13 protein-coding genes are annotated in these 16,270 nt (G+C 73.2%); 10 read left to right on the top strand and 3 right to left on the bottom strand.

All coding sequences use genetic code 11. The features are described from left to right. Positions 1–3: 3 nt before the first annotated feature. Positions 4–252: a DUF6458 family protein gene (locus AB0C87_RS19330; protein ID WP_345174811.1), complete on the bottom strand. Its 249-nt coding sequence runs from the start codon at positions 250–252 to the stop codon at positions 4–6. A 178-nt stretch (positions 253–430) separates the two neighbouring features. Between AB0C87_RS19330 and gatC the strand changes: the two genes are divergently transcribed. The 3 genes from gatC to gatB all read left to right on the top strand — a co-directional run bounded on the left by gatC (position 431) and on the right by gatB (position 3,919). Next, positions 431–730, top strand: coding sequence for an Asp-tRNA(Asn)/Glu-tRNA(Gln) amidotransferase subunit GatC (gatC, locus tag AB0C87_RS19325; RefSeq protein WP_345174812.1), 300 nt, complete (start codon positions 431–433; stop codon positions 728–730). Between the two features lie 235 nt (positions 731–965). Further along, the gene (gatA, locus tag AB0C87_RS19320) at positions 966–2,420 is read left to right on the top strand and encodes an Asp-tRNA(Asn)/Glu-tRNA(Gln) amidotransferase subunit GatA (protein ID WP_360578767.1); all 1,455 of its coding nucleotides are present in this window, start codon (positions 966–968) and stop codon (positions 2,418–2,420) included. A 14-nt stretch (positions 2,421–2,434) separates the two neighbouring features. Further along, the gene (gene gatB, locus AB0C87_RS19315; protein ID WP_345175209.1) at positions 2,435–3,919 is read left to right on the top strand and encodes an Asp-tRNA(Asn)/Glu-tRNA(Gln) amidotransferase subunit GatB; all 1,485 of its coding nucleotides are present in this window, start codon (positions 2,435–2,437) and stop codon (positions 3,917–3,919) included. Positions 3,920–4,016: 97 nt separating this feature from the next. Here gatB and AB0C87_RS19310 read toward each other — a convergent pair whose 3' ends face one another. Beyond that, positions 4,017–5,156 (bottom strand): PQQ-dependent sugar dehydrogenase, encoded by a 1,140-nt coding sequence (locus AB0C87_RS19310; protein WP_360578730.1) that lies wholly within the window; start codon positions 5,154–5,156, stop codon positions 4,017–4,019. A gap of 366 nt (positions 5,157–5,522) precedes the next feature. Between AB0C87_RS19310 and AB0C87_RS19305 the strand changes: the two genes are divergently transcribed. The 4 genes from AB0C87_RS19305 (at position 5,523) to ilvC (ending at position 11,955) form a co-directional block, all read left to right on the top strand. Continuing rightward, positions 5,523–8,348: an EAL domain-containing protein gene (locus tag AB0C87_RS19305; protein ID WP_353834072.1), complete on the top strand. Its 2,826-nt coding sequence runs from the start codon at positions 5,523–5,525 to the stop codon at positions 8,346–8,348. Positions 8,349–8,499: 151 nt separating this feature from the next. Then, complete coding sequence (locus AB0C87_RS19300) at positions 8,500–10,371, top strand: acetolactate synthase large subunit (RefSeq protein WP_353834071.1); 1,872 nt, start codon at positions 8,500–8,502, stop codon at positions 10,369–10,371. Between the two features lie 5 nt (positions 10,372–10,376). Next, positions 10,377–10,901 (top strand): acetolactate synthase small subunit, encoded by a 525-nt coding sequence (ilvN, locus tag AB0C87_RS19295; protein WP_345174819.1) that lies wholly within the window; start codon positions 10,377–10,379, stop codon positions 10,899–10,901. Between the two features lie 70 nt (positions 10,902–10,971). Beyond that, positions 10,972–11,955: a ketol-acid reductoisomerase gene (gene ilvC / locus AB0C87_RS19290; RefSeq protein ID WP_345174821.1), complete on the top strand. Its 984-nt coding sequence runs from the start codon at positions 10,972–10,974 to the stop codon at positions 11,953–11,955. 80 nt (positions 11,956–12,035) lie between these two features. Here ilvC and AB0C87_RS19285 read toward each other — a convergent pair whose 3' ends face one another. Continuing rightward, entirely contained in the window at positions 12,036–12,824 is a 789-nt protein-coding gene (locus AB0C87_RS19285; protein WP_360578727.1) for a hypothetical protein, read from the bottom strand. 140 nt (positions 12,825–12,964) lie between these two features. Here AB0C87_RS19285 and AB0C87_RS19280 point away from each other — a divergent pair, with 140 nt between their 5' ends. The 3 genes from AB0C87_RS19280 to AB0C87_RS19270 are packed head-to-tail and all read left to right on the top strand — an operon-like array spanning position 12,965 to position 16,235. Beyond that, a complete protein-coding gene (locus AB0C87_RS19280; protein ID WP_360358647.1) occupies positions 12,965–13,549 on the top strand; it encodes a PadR family transcriptional regulator in 585 nt (194 codons plus the stop codon). Then, positions 13,546–14,262 carry an ABC transporter ATP-binding protein gene (locus tag AB0C87_RS19275; RefSeq protein ID WP_345174825.1) on the top strand — a complete coding sequence of 239 codons (717 nt, stop codon included), beginning with the start codon at positions 13,546–13,548 and terminating at the stop codon, positions 14,260–14,262. The genes AB0C87_RS19280 and AB0C87_RS19275 overlap by 4 nt, the downstream gene beginning before the upstream one ends. Next, a complete protein-coding gene (locus AB0C87_RS19270; RefSeq protein WP_360578725.1) occupies positions 14,259–16,235 on the top strand; it encodes an FtsX-like permease family protein in 1,977 nt (658 codons plus the stop codon). The genes AB0C87_RS19275 and AB0C87_RS19270 overlap by 4 nt, the downstream gene beginning before the upstream one ends. Positions 16,236–16,270 lie beyond the last annotated feature (35 nt).

The following is a 16,270-nucleotide window of genomic DNA, read 5'->3' as shown; positions in this document are numbered from 1 at the left end:
CGGTCAGTAGCGGCGACGGGCCTCGTAGTCGTCGGCGTAGTACTCCTCGCGCACGGCCGCGGGCGGGGGACGGCGGTCGACGGCGCGGCGGGCGGACATGATCCGCACGATGCCGACGACGAGGCCGATCACGCCGCCGATCATGAGGATGACGCCGACCAGCCGGATGTCGATGCCGCTGATGTCGTAGTTGACTGCGTATGCCAGGATCGCGCCGATGATGATCAGGGCGATGCTGCCGCCGATGGTCACGGCGGTCTCCTCTCGTTCGTCCCGGGGGTGGACGCAAGAAGCGTTCCCTCTGTGCGGGGATGAAACGGGCGACCTGGGCGACCCGCCGCGGGCACGCCCGCGTAAACGGGTCGGGGTGCGGGGGCGCGGGCCCATAGGATGGCCGTGAACCCACTTCATCGCAGGAACGGTTTCTTCAATGTCCGCCATCACCCGTGACGAGGTGTCGCACCTCGCCCGGCTGTCCCGGCTGGCGCTCGGCGACGATGAGCTCGACCATCTCGCCGCCCAGCTCGACCAGATCATCTCCGCGGTCGCGCGGGTGCAGGAGGTCGCGGCGGAGGACATCCCGCCCACCTCGCACGCGCTGCCGCTGACCAACGTCTACCGGACGGACGAGGTGCGGGAGTGCCTCCGGCCCGAGCAGGCCCTCGCCGGCGCCCCGGCCGCCGAGGAGCAGCGCTTCCGCGTGCCGCGGATCCTCGACGAGGAGGCCTGAGCGGTGACCGGAACGGAGCGCAGCGGAGTGGAGGGCGCCGCTCAGGCGGCAGGCCCGGGGGGTCTGGGGGGTCGCCCCCCAGAAGTCACGCGTGCGGTGACCGGAACGGAGCGCAGCGGAGTGGAGGGCGCCGCTCAGGCGGCAGGCCCGGGGGGCCTGGGGGGCCGTCCCCCCAGAAAGGACACGTGCGGTGAGTGAGCTGGTCAGGAAGAGTGCGGCGGAGCTCGGGGAGCTGATGGCCGCGGGTGAGGCGTCGGCCGTCGAGGTGGCCGAGGCGCACCTGGACCGCATCGCGGCGGTGGACGGCGGCGTCAAGGCGTTCCTGCACGTCGACCGCGAGACGACGCTGGCACAGGCCCGCGAGGTGGACGAGCGGCGCGCGGCGGGGGAGGAGCTCGGCCCGCTGGCCGGCGTCCCCATCGCGCACAAGGACGTGTTCACCACCGCGGACATGCCCACCACCGCCGGATCCAAGATCCTTGAGGGCTGGCGGCCGCCGTACGACGCGACCGTGACGGCGCGGCTGCGGCAGGCCGGGCTGGTGATCCTCGGCAAGACGAACATGGACGAGTTCGCGATGGGCTCGTCCACGGAGAACAGCGCCTACTTCGTCTCCCGCAACCCGTGGGACCTGGAGCGGGTCCCGGGCGGGTCGTCGGGCGGGTCGTCGGCGGCGGTCGCGGCGTACGAGGCGCCGCTGTCCACCGGCACCGACACCGGCGGCTCCATCCGGCAGCCCGCCGCCGTCACCGGCATCGTCGGGATGAAGCCCACCTACGGCGGCTCGTCCCGCTACGGCGTCATCGCGTTCGCGTCCTCGCTCGACACGCCCGGCCCGTTCGCGCGCAACGTGCTGGACGCGGCGCTGCTGCACGAGGCGTTCAGCGGCCACGACGTCATGGACTCCACCTCGGTGGACCAGGCCGTCCCACCGGTCGTGGAGGCCGCGCGCCGCGCCGACGTCAACGGGCTGCGCGTCGGGGTCGTGAAGGAGTTCGCGGGCGACGGCTACCAGGCGGGCGTCTCGGCGCGCTTCAACGAGGCGGTCGAGCTGCTGGAGTCCCTCGGCGCGAAGGTCGTCGAGGTGTCCTGCCCGCACTTCTCCTACGCGCTGCCCGCGTACTACCTGATCGCGCCGTCGGAGTGCTCGTCCAACCTCGCGCGTTTCGACGCGATGCGGTACGGCCTGCGCGTCGGCGACGACGGCAGCCGCAGCGCCGAGGAGGTCATGGCGCTGACCCGCGCGGAGGGCTTCGGGCCCGAGGTGAAGCGGCGCATCATGCTCGGCACCTACGCGCTGTCGTCGGGCTACTACGACGCCTACTACGGCAAGGCGCAGCAGGTCCGCACCCTGATCAAGCGCGACTTCGAGGCGGCGTTCGAGCAGGTGGACGTGCTGGTCTCGCCGACCACGCCGACCACCGCGTTCCCGATCGGCGAGCGCGCCGACGACCCGATCGCCATGTACCTGGCCGACCTGTGCACGATCCCGGCCAACCTCACCGGCAACGCCGCGATCTCGGTGCCGTGCGGCCTGGCGGACGGCCTGCCCGTCGGCCTGCAGATCATGGCCCCCGTCCTCGGCGACGACCGCGTCTACCGCGTCGGCGCCGCCGTCGAGCGGGCCCTCGAAGAGCGCTGGGGCGGCCCGCTGCTGGCCCAGGCCCCGGAACTGGTGGAGGCGAAGTGACCACTCCGGCCCTGATGGACTACGACGAGGCGCTGGCGAAGTACGAACCGGTCCTCGGCATCGAGACGCACATCGAGCTCGGCACCGCGTCCAAGATGTTCTGCGGGTGCCCGACGGCGTTCGGCGCGGAACCGAACACGCAGGTGTGCCCGGTGTGCCTGGGGCTGCCGGGATCGCTGCCGGTCACCAACCACGCCGCGATCGAGGGCATCATCAAGATCGGCCTCGCGCTGAACTGCGACATCGTGGAGTGGTGCCGGTTCGCCCGGAAGAACTACTTCTACCCGGACATGCCGAAGAACTACCAGATCTCGCAGTACGACGAGCCGATCTGCGTGGACGGCCACCTGGACGTCGAGGTCGACGGCGAGACGTTCCGGATCGGGATCGAGCGCGTCCACATGGAGGAGGACACCGGCAAGTCGCTGCACGTCGGCGGCTCGACCGGGCGCATCCACGGCGCCGAGTACTCCCTCGTCGACTACAACCGGGCGGGCATCCCGCTGGTGGAGATCGTCACCAAGCCGATCCCGGCGACCGGTGACCGGGCGCCGCTGGTGGCGCGGGCGTACGCGACGGAGCTGCGCGAGCTGGTCCGGTCGCTCGGCGTGTCGGACGTGCGCATGGAGCAGGGCTCGATGCGCTGCGACGTGAACGTCTCGCTGATGCCGCGCGGCGCCGAGAAGTGGGGCACCCGGACCGAGACCAAGAACGTCAACTCGCTGCGGTCGGTCGAGCGGTCCGTCCGGTCGGAGATCGAGCGGCAGGCGGGCGTGCTGGACGCGGGCGGCACCGTCGTCCAGGAGACCCGGCACTTCCACGAGGACACCGGCCGCACCACGAGCGGGCGCAGCAAGGAGGAGGCGCAGGACTACCGCTACTTCCCCGAGCCCGACCTGGTGCCGATGGCGCCGTCGCGGGAGTGGGTGGAGGAGCTGCGCGCCACCCTGCCGGAGCTGCCGGCCGCGCGCCGCGCCCGCATCCAGCGGGAGTGGAAGCTGTCCGACCTGGAGCTGCGGGACGTCGTCAACGCCGGCGCCGTCGACCTCATCGAGGCGACGGTCGCGCAGGGCACCGACGCCCCGGCCGCCCGCAAGTGGTGGATGAACGAGCTGTCGCGGCGCGCCACCGAGCAGGGCGTCGAACTGGCCGAGCTGCCGATCACGCCCGAGCAGGTCGCCCGCGTCCAGGCGATGATCACCGCGGGCGAGCTGAACGACAAGCTGGCCCGCAAGGTGTTCGAGGGCGTCCTCGCGGGCGAGGGCGGCCCGGACGAGGTCGTCGCCGCGCGGGGCCTGAAGGTCGTCAGCGACGAGGGCGAGCTGTCCTCGGTCATCGACCAGGTGATCGCCGGCAACGCCGACGTGGCCGACAAGATCCGCGCCGGAAAGGTCGCCGCCGCCGGCGCGCTCGTCGGCGCCGTGATGAAGGCCACCCGCGGCCAGGCCGACGCCGGCCGCGCCCGCGAGCTGATCCTGGAGAAGCTCGGCGCCTCCTGACCCTCCGGTCCGGGGGTTCCGAACGTCCGCCGAGGCGTCTCACCCATGGCGAGACGCCTCGGCGAACCCGAACGCGTCCCCGGTCGGGTTGTGCTGGTCAGGGGTGGGGGACGTCGATGATGCGGTCGTCGCCTGGGCGGGGTTGGCCTCGTCCGTCCTTGTTGCTGGTCGTCACCCACAGTGAGCCGTCGGGGGTGCGGACGACCGCGCGCAGCCTTCCGTAGTGGCCCTGGAAGCGGGCGAGGGGGCGCCCCACCTTGCCGTTGTCGAGGGGGACCTGCCAGAGGCGCTCGCCGCGCAGAGCGGCGGCCCACAGGGAACCGTTCGCGTAGGCGAGGCCGGACGGCGACGCCTGGTCGGTCGTCCAGGTCAGGAGCGGGTCGGTGAAGCCCTTGCGGTGGCCGACGCCCTCGACGACCGGCCAGCCGTAGTTGCCGCCCTTGCGGATCAGGTTGATCTCGTCGAAGCGGTCCTGGCCGAACTCGGTGGCGTACAGGCGGCCCGCGTCGTCCCAGGCGAGGCCTTGGACGTTGCGGTGCCCGTAGGTCCAGACGCGGGTGCCGAACGGGTTGCCGGGCGCGGGGGCGCCCTCGGAGGTGACCCGGAGGATCTTGCCGCCGAGGGAGTTCCTGTCCTGCGCCATGCCGGTCTCGCCGGTCTCGCCGGTGGTGACGTAGAGCATCCTGTCGGGGCCGAAGGCCAGGCGCCCCCCGTTGTGGATGGAGCCCTTGGGGATGCCGGTGACGATCGGTTTCAGGTCGCTGAGACGGCCGTCATAGGTGGCGCGCACGACACGGTTGTCGGACGCGGCCGTGTAGTACAGGTAGACGAAATGGTCGGTGCCGTAAGACGGGGACACCGCGACGCCGAGGAGACCGCCCTCACCTTTCGCGTCCACACCGGGCACCGTGGCGACCGTCGTCGCGCGCCCGGACGGCGTGACGCGCAGGAGCCGGGCGGTGTCCCGTTCGGTGACCAGCGCGTCGGCTCCGGGCAGGAACGCCACGGCCCACGGCACCTTGAGGTTCTCGGTGACGGAGCGGGGCATGCCGGGCCCGCCGCCGGTCGCGGACGGGGTGGCGGACGCCGGCGGCGGGGTCCGGCCCTCTCCGCCTCCGGACGGCGAGGACGAGCAGGCCGCGAGGAGCGCGGCCGCCGAGGCCACGACGACCGGGGCGAGGATGGTGTGCTGTCGCATGGGCGCCTCCCGCAGGTAGTACGGATCCCGGGTGCTCACCGTTCCCTGTTACGCAGCGTAATCCCGGGCAAGCAGGCGATCCGGGGATGTTCGGCTTTCGGACGTCCCAAACGGATCCGAGACGAGGCCGTTCGTCGCGGGAAGGTCGCCCAGCCTCAATCGCTCCGTGACCTACCGAACGTACAGTGAGCGACACGGTGATCCCGTAGTGCAGCAACGTCGCTGATCCCCGGGCAGGCGAGGCCGGTGCGCTCGCCACCGGTCCGCGCCGATCCGGCGCGGGGCACCATCCGTGACCTTCGGGCCGTTATCCAGGCGGCGAGGGTCGTGGCCCCCAACTCCCCTGGCGCGGCGCGGCCTCCGCCAGGGCCGATCAGCCCATCGGGCAGGAAGGGACGCGGCGCGATGAGCGGCGACTACGCCAGGCGGGTACCGCCGCGTGCGCTGCCGGTCGCCCTGGCGGCGATCGTCGGTGTGCTGTACGCCACCGGCTCGCTGCTCGGCTGGGGCGGCCGCGCCTTCATCGCCTGGACCGAGGCCGGCGCCGCGGGCGCCGCCGCGATCTCCCTGCTGCTGTCGTCCCGGCGCCCCGACGGGCCGTCCGCCGATCCGGCGGCCGCCCCCGGCGGCATCTGGCGCGCGTCCTGGCGGTGGTACGGCATCGCCGCCGCCTCCTGGTTCGTCGGCGCGGTCGGCGGCGCGCTGGCGTACGGTTCCGGCCGCAGCGCCCTGTCGCTGTCGGTGCCCGACCTGTTCTACCTGGTCGCGCTGGTCGCGCTCGTCATCGGGCTGGTCGCGCCGATCCGGCTGCCCCGCGACGCGGGCACGTGGCTGCGCTACGCCGCCGACACCTACGTCTGCGCCTGCGCGCTGTTCGTCCTCGGCTGGGTGGCGCTGTTCGGGAACCTGTACCACCGGTCGGGGGAGTCGCCGCCGGAGTTCCTGCTGGAACTGCTCTACCCGCTGATCGACATCGTGTTCGTCTGCGGGGCGCTGCCGTTCGTGCTCGGCGCCGCGCGCGGGCACCGCCGCCTCGCCTGGATGGGGTACGGCGCGCTGGCGGCCATCGCGGCGGCCGACATCGTGACCACGTTCGTCCGGCTGGACGGGGGCGGGTCCGCCGAGGATCCGTCCGACATCCTGCGCCTGGCGGGGCTGCTGCTCCTGCTGCTGGTGCCGTGGACGGGCCCGGCCGCCGAGCCGGAGCTGCCCGTCGACGACATCCCCGAGGACGTCGCGGCGCCCGCCGAGGAGTGCGGCCGCATGATCGGCCCCGGTCTCGCGCCCGCCGCGGTGGCCGCCGCGGCCGCGCTGTTCATCGCGGGCCACTCGATCGCCGGCAACGACGGCCTGGAGCCGGCGATCTCGATCGCCGCGGGCTCGGCCGCGCTGGTGCTGATCGCGCGCCTGGCGGCGCTGCTGCGGGAGAACGAGGCGCTGCGCCGGGCCGTGGACACCGGCGAGGAGCACTTCCGGGCCCTGTCGGAGAGCATCGACGACGCGGTGCTCATCTGCGACCTCGACGCCACCGTCCGGCACGCCAGCGCGGGCGCCCTGCGGACCTACCGCTACACCCAGGACGAGCTGCTCGGCCGCCCGCTGAACGAGATCATCCACCCGGAGGACCTGCCGCGCGTCCAGCAGGTGTTCACCGAGTTCCTGGACGAGCCGTCCGACGTGGGTCCGCAGGACGCGCTGCGCGTGTCGTGCCGGCTGCGCGCGGCCGACGGGACATGGCTGCCGACGGAGTCCACGATCTCCCGCTACAAGGGGTCGGGCGGGGCGCCGTCCCGGCTGCTGGTCACCACCCGCGACCTGAGCGAGCGGGCGGCGCTGCAACGGCAGGTCGCCCATCTGACCTTCCACGACGGCCTGACGGGCCTGCCGAACCGGTCGTACTTCGAGGAGCGCACGCGGGAGGTGCTGTCGCGGCAGGCGTCCGGCGGCAAGGCCGCGGTCGTGTTCGTCGACATCGACGGGTTCACCGCCGTGAACGACTCCGACGGCCACGCGGCCGGCGACCAGGTGCTCGCGCAGGCGGCCCGGCGGCTGCGCGCGAACGTCCAGGCCGACGACACGGTGGCGCGGTGGGGCGGCGACGAGTTCGCGGTCCTGGTGCAGCTCCCGCCGGACGACCGTGAGACGCGCGCCACAGTCGAACTGGCCGGTCGGCTCCTTCGCGTGCTTTCGGTCGACCCATACCAGGTCGGCAACAAGCACATCGTGCTGACGGCGAGTGTCGGCATCGCCTTCGCCGCCGACGCGGAGCAGCCGAACGGCGGCGGATCGGACGCGGGGCGCAGGCTCCGCCGCAGCGCCGCCGAACTGATCCGCAACGGCGACCTCGCGATGGCCCGCGCGAAGGAGCTCGGCGGCGGGCGCGTCGAGGTGTACGCGCCGCACATGCACGCCGACGTCGTCCGGCGGCTGGAGCTCGGCAGCGACCTGCAGGCGGCGCTCGCCGAGGAGCAGTTCTCCGTGGAGTTCCAGCCGGTCGTCGACCTGGCCACGTCCCGCGTGACCGGCGTGGAGGCGCTGCTGCGCTGGCGCCGGGGGAGCGAGGCGGTGCCGCCGGAGGAGTTCATCGGCCTGGCCGAGGAGTCCGGGCTGATGATCCCGCTCGGCGACTGGATGCTGCGGGAGGCGTGCCGGGAGGTCGCCCGCTGGCGCGGCGACTCGTGGGACGTGGGCCTGTCGGTGAACTTCACCGCCCGGCAGATCGCCGCGCCCCGGTTCGTGGAGTCGGTCGCGGCGGCGCTGGCGGAGACGGGGCTGCCGCCGCAGGCGCTCACGCTGGAGGTGCGCGAGGAGGTCCTCGTCGAGGACGCCGACCAGAACGTCGAGCGCCTGTCCCAGCTGCGCGACCTCGGCGTCCGGCTCGCGATCGACGACTTCGGCACCGGGTACGCCTCGCTGGCCTACCTCGGGCAGCTCCCGGTCGACATCATCAAGATCGATCCGTCGTTCGTGGCGGGGCTCGGTTCGGACGAGACCCTGACGCTGCTCACCCGGACGATCGTGCGGCTCGGCAGCGACCTCGGGCTGACCGTGGTGGCGGAGGGCATCGAGCGGCCCGAGCAGCTGGAGCTGCTGCGGGAGATGGGGTGCCCGCGCGGCCAGGGGTTCCTCGTGGCGCGGCCGATGGCGGCGCAGCGGGTCGAGTCGCTGGTGCGGACGAACCTCGCGGGCAAGGCCCGTCCGGGCGACGTCCCGCTCCCGCTGCCGGGGTGACCGCGGTGCGCGGGGCGGTCATGCCGGGAGGCGCCCCTGCCGGACGACACTCCGTCTCGACATATGAGACAATGCGTCCAAGGATTTGACCGTTGGCCGGACATCGGCGAAAGTGGGCACGTGCAGAGCACCTCCACCATCCTCGTAGTACTTGGTCGGCGCGCAGGCTGACCAAGCTTTCCGTCCTGCGCGCCTCCCCTCGACCGCTCCACGGCGGCGGGGGTTTTTTGTTGCCCGGCGAGCCAAGACTCACTCCCCAAGGAACCGCAGAATCATGACGATCGAACAGATGACGGGAGCCCAGGCGCTGGTCCGCGCCCTGGAGAACGTCGGCGTCGACACCGTGTTCGGGATTCCGGGTGGCGCGATCCTCCCGGCGTACGACCCGCTGTTCGACTCCAGGAAGCTGCGCCACATCCTCGTCCGGCACGAGCAGGGCGCCGGCCACGCCGCCCAGGGCTACGCGATGGTGACCGGCAAGGTGGGCGTCTGCATGGCCACCAGCGGGCCGGGCGCGACGAACCTCGTCACGGCGATCTCCGACGCCTACATGGACTCGGTGCCGATCGTGGCGATCACGGGGCAGGTCGCGTCCTCGCTGATCGGCACCGACGGCTTCCAGGAGGCCGACATCGCCGGCATCACGATGCCGATCACCAAGCACAACTTCCTGGTCACCCAGGCCGAGGACATCGGCCGCACCATCGCCGAGGCGTTCCACATCGCGGGCACCGGGCGGCCCGGCCCCGTCCTGGTCGACATCGCCAAGGACGCCCTGCAGGCCACGGTCGGGTTCGAGTGGCCGGTCGCGCTGCAGCTCCCCGGGTACCGGCCCGTCACCCGGCCGCACTCCAAGCAGGTCCGCGAGGCGGCACGGCTGATCGTCCAGGCGCGGCGCCCGGTGCTGTACGTCGGCGGCGGCGTGCTGAAGGCGGGCGCGGCCGCCGAGCTGAAGGTGCTCGCCGAGCTGACCGGCGCGCCGGTCGTCACCACGCTGATGGCCAAGGGCGCGCTGCCCGACAGCCATCCGCTGAACATGGGCATGCCGGGCATGCACGGCACGGTCGGCGCGGTCGGCGCCCTGCAGCGCGCCGACCTGCTGGTCGCGCTCGGCGCCCGGTTCGACGACCGCGTCACCGGGAAGCTGGACGGGTTCGCGCCGCACGCCAAGGTCGTGCACGCCGACATCGACCCGGCGGAGATCTCCAAGAACCGGCACGCCGACGTCCCGATCGTCGGGGACGCCCGCGAGGTGATCGCCGACCTGGTCGTCGCCCTGCAGAACGAGCACGAGGCGGGCCGCAAGGGCGACTACACCGACTGGTGGCGCCAGCTCAGCGCCTGGCGCGAGACGTACCCGCTGGGCTACGACACCCCCGACGACGGCTCGCTGTCGCCGCAGTACGTCATCGAGCGGATCGGGCAGATCGCCGGGCCGGACGCCTACTACGTCGCGGGCGTCGGGCAGCACCAGATGTGGGCCGCGCAGTTCATCAAGTACGAGCGGCCGGGCGCGTTCCTGAACTCCGGAGGCGCCGGGACGATGGGATACTCCGTCCCGGCGGCGATGGGCGCCAAGGTCGGCGCGCCGGACTCCACGGTCTGGGCGATCGACGGCGACGGCTGCTTCCAGATGACGAACCAGGAGCTCGCGACCTGCGCGATCGAGGGCATCCCGGTCAAGGTCGCCGTCATCAACAACGGCAACCTGGGGATGGTCCGGCAGTGGCAGACGCTCTTCTACGAGGGCCGCTACTCCAACACGAACTTGCACTCGGCCAGGCGGATCCCCGACTTCGTCAAGCTCGCCGAGGCGTACGGGTGCGTCGGCCTGCGCTGCGAGAAGGCCGAGGACGTCGACGAGGTCATCGCCAAGGCCATGGAGATCAACGACGCCCCCGTCGTGATCGACTTCGTCGTCCACCAGGACGCCATGGTGTGGCCGATGGTCGCGGCCGGCACCGCCAACGACGACATCAAGATCGCCCGGGACATGGCGCCCGACTGGGAGAACGGAGACTGACCCCGATGAGCCTGCACACCCTCTCGGTGCTGGTGGAGAACAAGCCCGGCATCCTGGCTCGGGTCGCGGCGCTGTTCTCCCGGCGCGGCTTCAACATCGAGTCCCTGGCGGTCGGCACCACCGAGCATCCGGAGATCTCCCGGATGACGATCGTGGTGAACGTCGCCGACCTGCCGCTGGAGCAGGTCACCAAGCAGCTGAACAAGCTGATCAACGTGCTGAAGATCGTCGAGCTGGATTCCTCGGCGTCCGTCCAGCGCGAGCTCGTGCTGGTCAAGGTGCGCGCCGATGCCGAGACCCGCTCGCAGGTCCTGGAGACCGTGACGCTGTTCCGCGCCAAGGTGGTGGACGTCGCGCCCGACGCCGTCACGATCGAGGCGACGGGCAACCGCGACAAGCTGGACGCGTTCATCAGGATCCTGGAGCCGTTCGGCATCAAGGAGCTGGTGCAGTCGGGCATGGTGGCCATCGGCCGCGGCGCCCGGTCCATCACCGACCGCTCGCTGCGGTCCATCGAGCGCAGCGCCTGACCCGCGACCCGCACGCCGCCCTCGGGCGGCACCAACCACACCAACGAAAGGCAACAGCACTGTGGCTGAGATGTTCTACGACGACGCCGCCGACCTGAGCGTGATCCAGGGCCGGCACGTGGCGATCATCGGCTACGGCAGCCAGGGGCACGCGCACGCGCTCTCGCTGCGCGACTCCGGCGTCGACGTGCGGGTCGGGCTCCGCGAGGGGTCGGCCAGCCGGGAGAAGGCGGAGGCCGAGGGCCTGCGCGTGGTCACCCCGGCGGAGGCCGCCGAGGAGGCCGACCTGATCATGCTGCTGGCCCCCGACCACCACCACCGGGAGATCTTCGAGAAGGACATCAAGCCCGCCCTCGTCGAGGGCGACGCGCTGTTCTTCGGCCACGGCTTCAGCATCCGCTACGACCTCGTCCAGCCGCCGGAGGGCGTGGACGTGGCGATGGTGGCGCCGAAGGGCCCGGGCCACCTCGTGCGCCGCCAGTTCGTCGCCGGGCGCGGCGTGCCGGTGATCGTGGCCGTGGAGAAGGACGCGTCCGGCAACGCCTGGCCGCTGGCGCTGTCCTACGCCAAGGCCATCGGCGGCCTGCGCGCGGGCGGCATCAAGACGACCTTCACCGAGGAGACCGAGACCGACCTGTTCGGCGAGCAGGCGGTGCTGTGCGGCGGCGTCTCCGAGCTGATCAAGACCGGGTTCGAGGTGCTGACCGAGGCCGGCTACCAGCCGGAGGTCGCCTACTTCGAGGTCCTCCACGAGATGAAGCTGATCGTCGACCTGATGTACGAGGGCGGCGTGTCCAAGATGTACTGGTCGGTGTCCGACAACGCCGAGTACGGCGGCTACAGCCGCGGCCCGCGCGTGATCACGCCGGAGACCAAGGCCGCGATGAAGAAGATCCTCGGCGAGATCCAGTCCGGCGAGTACGCCAAGGAGCTGGTGGACGAGTTCGAGGGCGGCCAGAAGAAGTTCACGCAGTACCGCGAGGAGCTGGCGCAGCACCCGATCGAGAAGACGGGCGCCGAGCTGCGCCCGATGATGAGCTGGCTCAACGACTGAGCCGTTCCGTGACGGCGCGGGGACCGGTGCGCGGTCCCCGCGCCTTCGCATGCCCGGCGGCGCCGCGCGGGCCCGTGTGCTCAGCGGCGGAGGAGGCGGCGGATCCTGGCGCGCAGTGAGGTGGGCTCGGCGACCTCGGCCACGAGCAGGGCCAGGTGGCCGCCCTTGGTGAAGTAGACGGTGACGTCCTTGGTTCCGACGGCCCGCCGCTGCGCCGCCGCCTTGACCCCCTCGGCGCGCACGGACCCGAATCGGGCCTCGCGGGTGACGCCGAGCGCGGTCGCGGTGACGTGCACGTCCCAGCGCCCCGGTTCCACGGCGGCCGGGTCGGCGACGACCTCGAACCCTCCGGACCGGCCCGCGCGGGGATCGGCGACGAAGCCGTGCTCCTTGCCGGACGAGCGTTCCCGCAGGACGACGTCGACGGACGTCCGGCCGGTCTCGACGCGCTGGAGGGCGGCGGCCCCGCGGATGCGCACCTTCCTGCCCTGCCAGCAGACGGCCTCCAGGCGGTGCTCGACGCCGACCTCGGTGGTGATGTCGGCGTCCTGCCGGGAGACGCCGCGCAGGTAGGGGTACATCGCGTAGATCCGGCCGCCGACCACGACCGCGCCCGCCGGGGCCCCCTCGACCTCGTCCCGGATCAGCCGCTCCAGCTCGTCGCGCAGGCCGTGCTGGATGCAGAACGCCCTGAGCCGAGCGGACGCGGGCATCGCCGCGCGGGCGGCCTCGCTCAGCCCCTCCTCGCCGAGGACGCGGCGGGTGCCCTCCAGGAGCCGCTCCCGCTGAGGGCCGTCCAGGGCCAGGAAGCGGTGGTCGTACACGCGCAGGACGTCGCGCAGGACGCTGATGGTGCTGTCCGAGGTCACGGGGCATCTCCTGATCGGCCGGGGACTTCGGTCACGGTAAGGCCCCGACCCGTCGCGCACAGTGAAAACCGGCCGGTGTGTCGTCTCGGATGCATACTCGGTATTGCCTGCCGCATACTCGGTATGCATACTTGGTAGGCATGTCCATCCGTCACGGTCTGCTCGCCCTGCTGTCCCAGGGGCCCCGCTACGGCTACCAGCTGCGCGCCGAGTTCGAGTCGTCCACCGGCGCCACCTGGCCGCTCAACATCGGCCAGGTCTACTCCACCCTGTCCCGCCTCGAACGCGACGAGCTCGTCACGCGCGGGGACGCCGACGACGAGGGCCGGTTCGTCTACCGGATCACCCCCGCGGGGGAGGAGGACGTGCGGCGGTGGTTCGCCACCCCCATCGCCCGCTCCGACCGCCCCCGCGACGAGTTGGCGATCAAGCTGGCGATGGCCGTCACCACGCCCGGCGTCGACACCGCGCACGTCGTCCAGACCCAGCGCACCGCCACGCTGCGCACCCTGCAGGACCTCACCCGCCTCAAGGCCGGCGCGCCCGCCGTCCCCGCCGACCAGGGCGACCGCGCGTGGCGGCTCGTCCTGGAATCCATGATCTTCCAGGCGGAGGCCGAGGTCCGCTGGCTGGACCACTGCGAGGCCTACGTCGCCCGCGCCGAGGCCACCGCGCCCGCCCCGGTCGAGGCGCCCGCTCCGGTCGACGAGGAGGCGCGGCGATGAGCCTTCTTGCGATGCGGGAGGTGTCCCGCGACCACGGCGCCGGCCCGTCCCTCGTCCACGCGCTGCGCGAGGTGACGCTGGACGTCGCGGCGGGGGAGTTCGTCGCCGTGATGGGCCCCTCGGGCTCCGGCAAGTCGACCCTGCTGACGCTCGCCGGCGGGCTCGACCATCCCACGGCCGGCCGGATCCTGGTGGACGGCGCCGACCTCGCCGGACTCGGCCGGGCCGGGCGGGCCGCGCTGCGCCGCCGCGGCGTCGGCTACGTCTTCCAGGACCTCAACCTCATCCCGAGCCTCACCGCGGCCGAGAACGTCATGCTGCCGCGCGAGCTGGACGGCGTCCGCGCCCGCACGGCCCGCCGCGAGGCGCGTGAGGCGCTCGCGGAGGTCGGCGTCGCCGAGCTGGCCGACCGCTTCCCCGACGAGATGTCCGGCGGCCAGCAGCAGCGCGTCGCGATCGCCCGCGCGCTGGTCGGCGAGCGGCGGCTCGTCCTGGCCGACGAGCCGACCGGGGCGCTCGACAGCCACACCGGCGAGGACGTGCTGCGCGTGCTGCGGGCCCGCTGCGACGCGGGCGCGTCCTGCCTGATGGTCACGCACGAGTCGCGGCACGCCGCCTGGGCCGACCGGATCGTGTTCCTGCGCGACGGCCGGATCGTCGACGCCACGCCCGGTGCCACCGGCCCCGAGAGCCTCCTTCAGGAGAACCTGTGAACCGCTACGTCTTCGCGCTGCGCATGGCCCGCCAGGACGCGCTGCGCGCCAAGGGCCGCACGGCGCTCGTGCTGTCCATGATCGGCCTGCCGATCGGCGTCGTCGTCGCCCTGGCCGTGCTGCGCTCGACCGCCGGTGCGGGGGCCGACGCGGAGTCCGGCGCCCCGAGCGCCGCCGAGTCGGCCGTGCTCGCGATGATCGTCGCGATGGTCGTGCTGGAGGTCGTCCTGCTCGCCGGGCCGGCGTTCATGGTGGACGTCCGGCGGCGGCGCCGCGAGCTCGCGCTCGTCGCGGCGTCGGGCGGCGCGGGCCGGCACCTGCGCGCCGTCGTCCTGGCGAGCGGCCTGCTCCTCGGCGGGATCGCCGCGCTGGCCGGGGCCGGGCTCGGCATCGCCGCCGCGGCCGTCGTCGCGCGGCTCGGGTCCGGACCGGACGGGCTCGGCCCGCTGACCGTGCCGTGGACCGTCGTCGCCGTGACGATGCTGCTCGGCGCCGGCAGCGGGGTGCTCGCCGCCCTGGTGCCCGCGCGCCAGGCCGGCCGGATGGACGTGGTCGCCGCCCTCGCCGGCCGCCGCGAACCGCCCGGCCGGGCGCGGCGCGGTCTGCCGATCGCCGGCGGCGTCCTCGTCGTGGCGGGCGTGGCGGGATCCCTGGAGGGCGTCCGGGTGCTGCGCGAGTTCGGCGCCGCGCTCGGCGCCGTGGCGATCATCATCGGCCTGGTCCTCGCCGGTCCGTGGATCGTCGAGACGACCGGGCGGCTCGCGCCACGGCTGCCGCTGCCGCTGCGCCTCGCCGTCCGGGACGGCGCCCGCAACCGGGCCCGCACCGCGCCCGCGGTCGCCGCGATCATGGCGGCCGTGGCGGGCGTCACCGCGCTGGCCATCGGGGGCGCCAGCGACTTCCGGCAGCGGCAGGTGGAGTACCAGGCGGTGCTGCCCCACGGCTCGGCGCTGATCCGTGTGACGCATGCCGAGCAGGAGGGCGCCGTGGCCGCCGCCGTCCGGCGCGACCTGCCGGGCGTGCCCCTCGTCCCGCTGCGCACCCTCCCTGGGCCCTGGGGGGAATGCCTGGGCGGGGACAGCGCGAAGTGCCTCTCGCTCTCCCTCTCGGTCAAGCGCGCCGGGCCGCAGGCCGAGGTCCTGCAGGTCGTGGCCGGCGGTCCCCGGGAGGCCCGGATGCTGCTCGGCCGCGACGATCCCGCGGTGTCCTCGGCGCTGGACGCGGGCAAGATCGTCCTGTTCCGGGCGCGGCCGCCCGACCACGGGACGGTCAGCGCCGCCGTGACCTACTGGGACGACGACAAGGAGCACACGCTCGCGACGATCAAGGACCTGCCGGCCGTCGCCGCCCAGGGCGACCCGCACGTGCCCGCCATCGTCCCACCCAAGGTCGCGGAGACGCTCGCCGGGAAGACGGGCCTGCCCGTCCGGACGGAGGCGTTCGGGATCGACCGCGCCGACCACCGGGTCACCAAGGCCGAGCAGGCCCGGCTGACCAGGACCATGCGGACCTTCGGCCCCAGCGACAGCGCGGTGCGCGTCGAACGGGGCTTCACCGAGTCGTACGGGCGCGTCACGCTGATGCTCGGCGGGGCCGCGGCCGCCCTGGCGCTCGGCGCCACCCTGATCGCCACCGGGCTCGCCGCCGCGGACGCCCGTCCCGACCTGGCGACCCTGCGCGCCGTCGGCGCCCGGCCCCGCACCGGCCGGCTGCTGACGATGGGCCGGGGCGCCTTCATCGCCGGGCTCGGCTGCTGGCTCGGCATCGCCGGCGGGCTCGTCCCAGGCCTCGCGGTGACGCGCCCGCTCACCGACAGCCTGGAGGAGACCGGCGCCGCCCCGCACGGCACGATCGTCGACATCCCGTGGCTGCTCCTCATCGCACTGGCGATCGGCGTCCCGCTCGTCGCGGCGCTCGTCGCCGGCGCGGTGACCGGCGGCCGCCTCCCCGCGGTCCGGCGCACCCCGGGGTAGAGACGCCCGGGGCCCCTCAACCACGCGCCGGCGCT

This window comes from Actinomadura sp. NPDC048021 (assembly GCF_040653135.1).
GTDB lineage: Bacteria > Actinomycetota > Actinomycetes > Streptosporangiales > Streptosporangiaceae > Spirillospora > Spirillospora verrucosospora.
The sequence above is the reverse complement of the archived record's forward strand: the minus strand, read 5'-3'. Positions and strand labels throughout refer to the sequence as shown.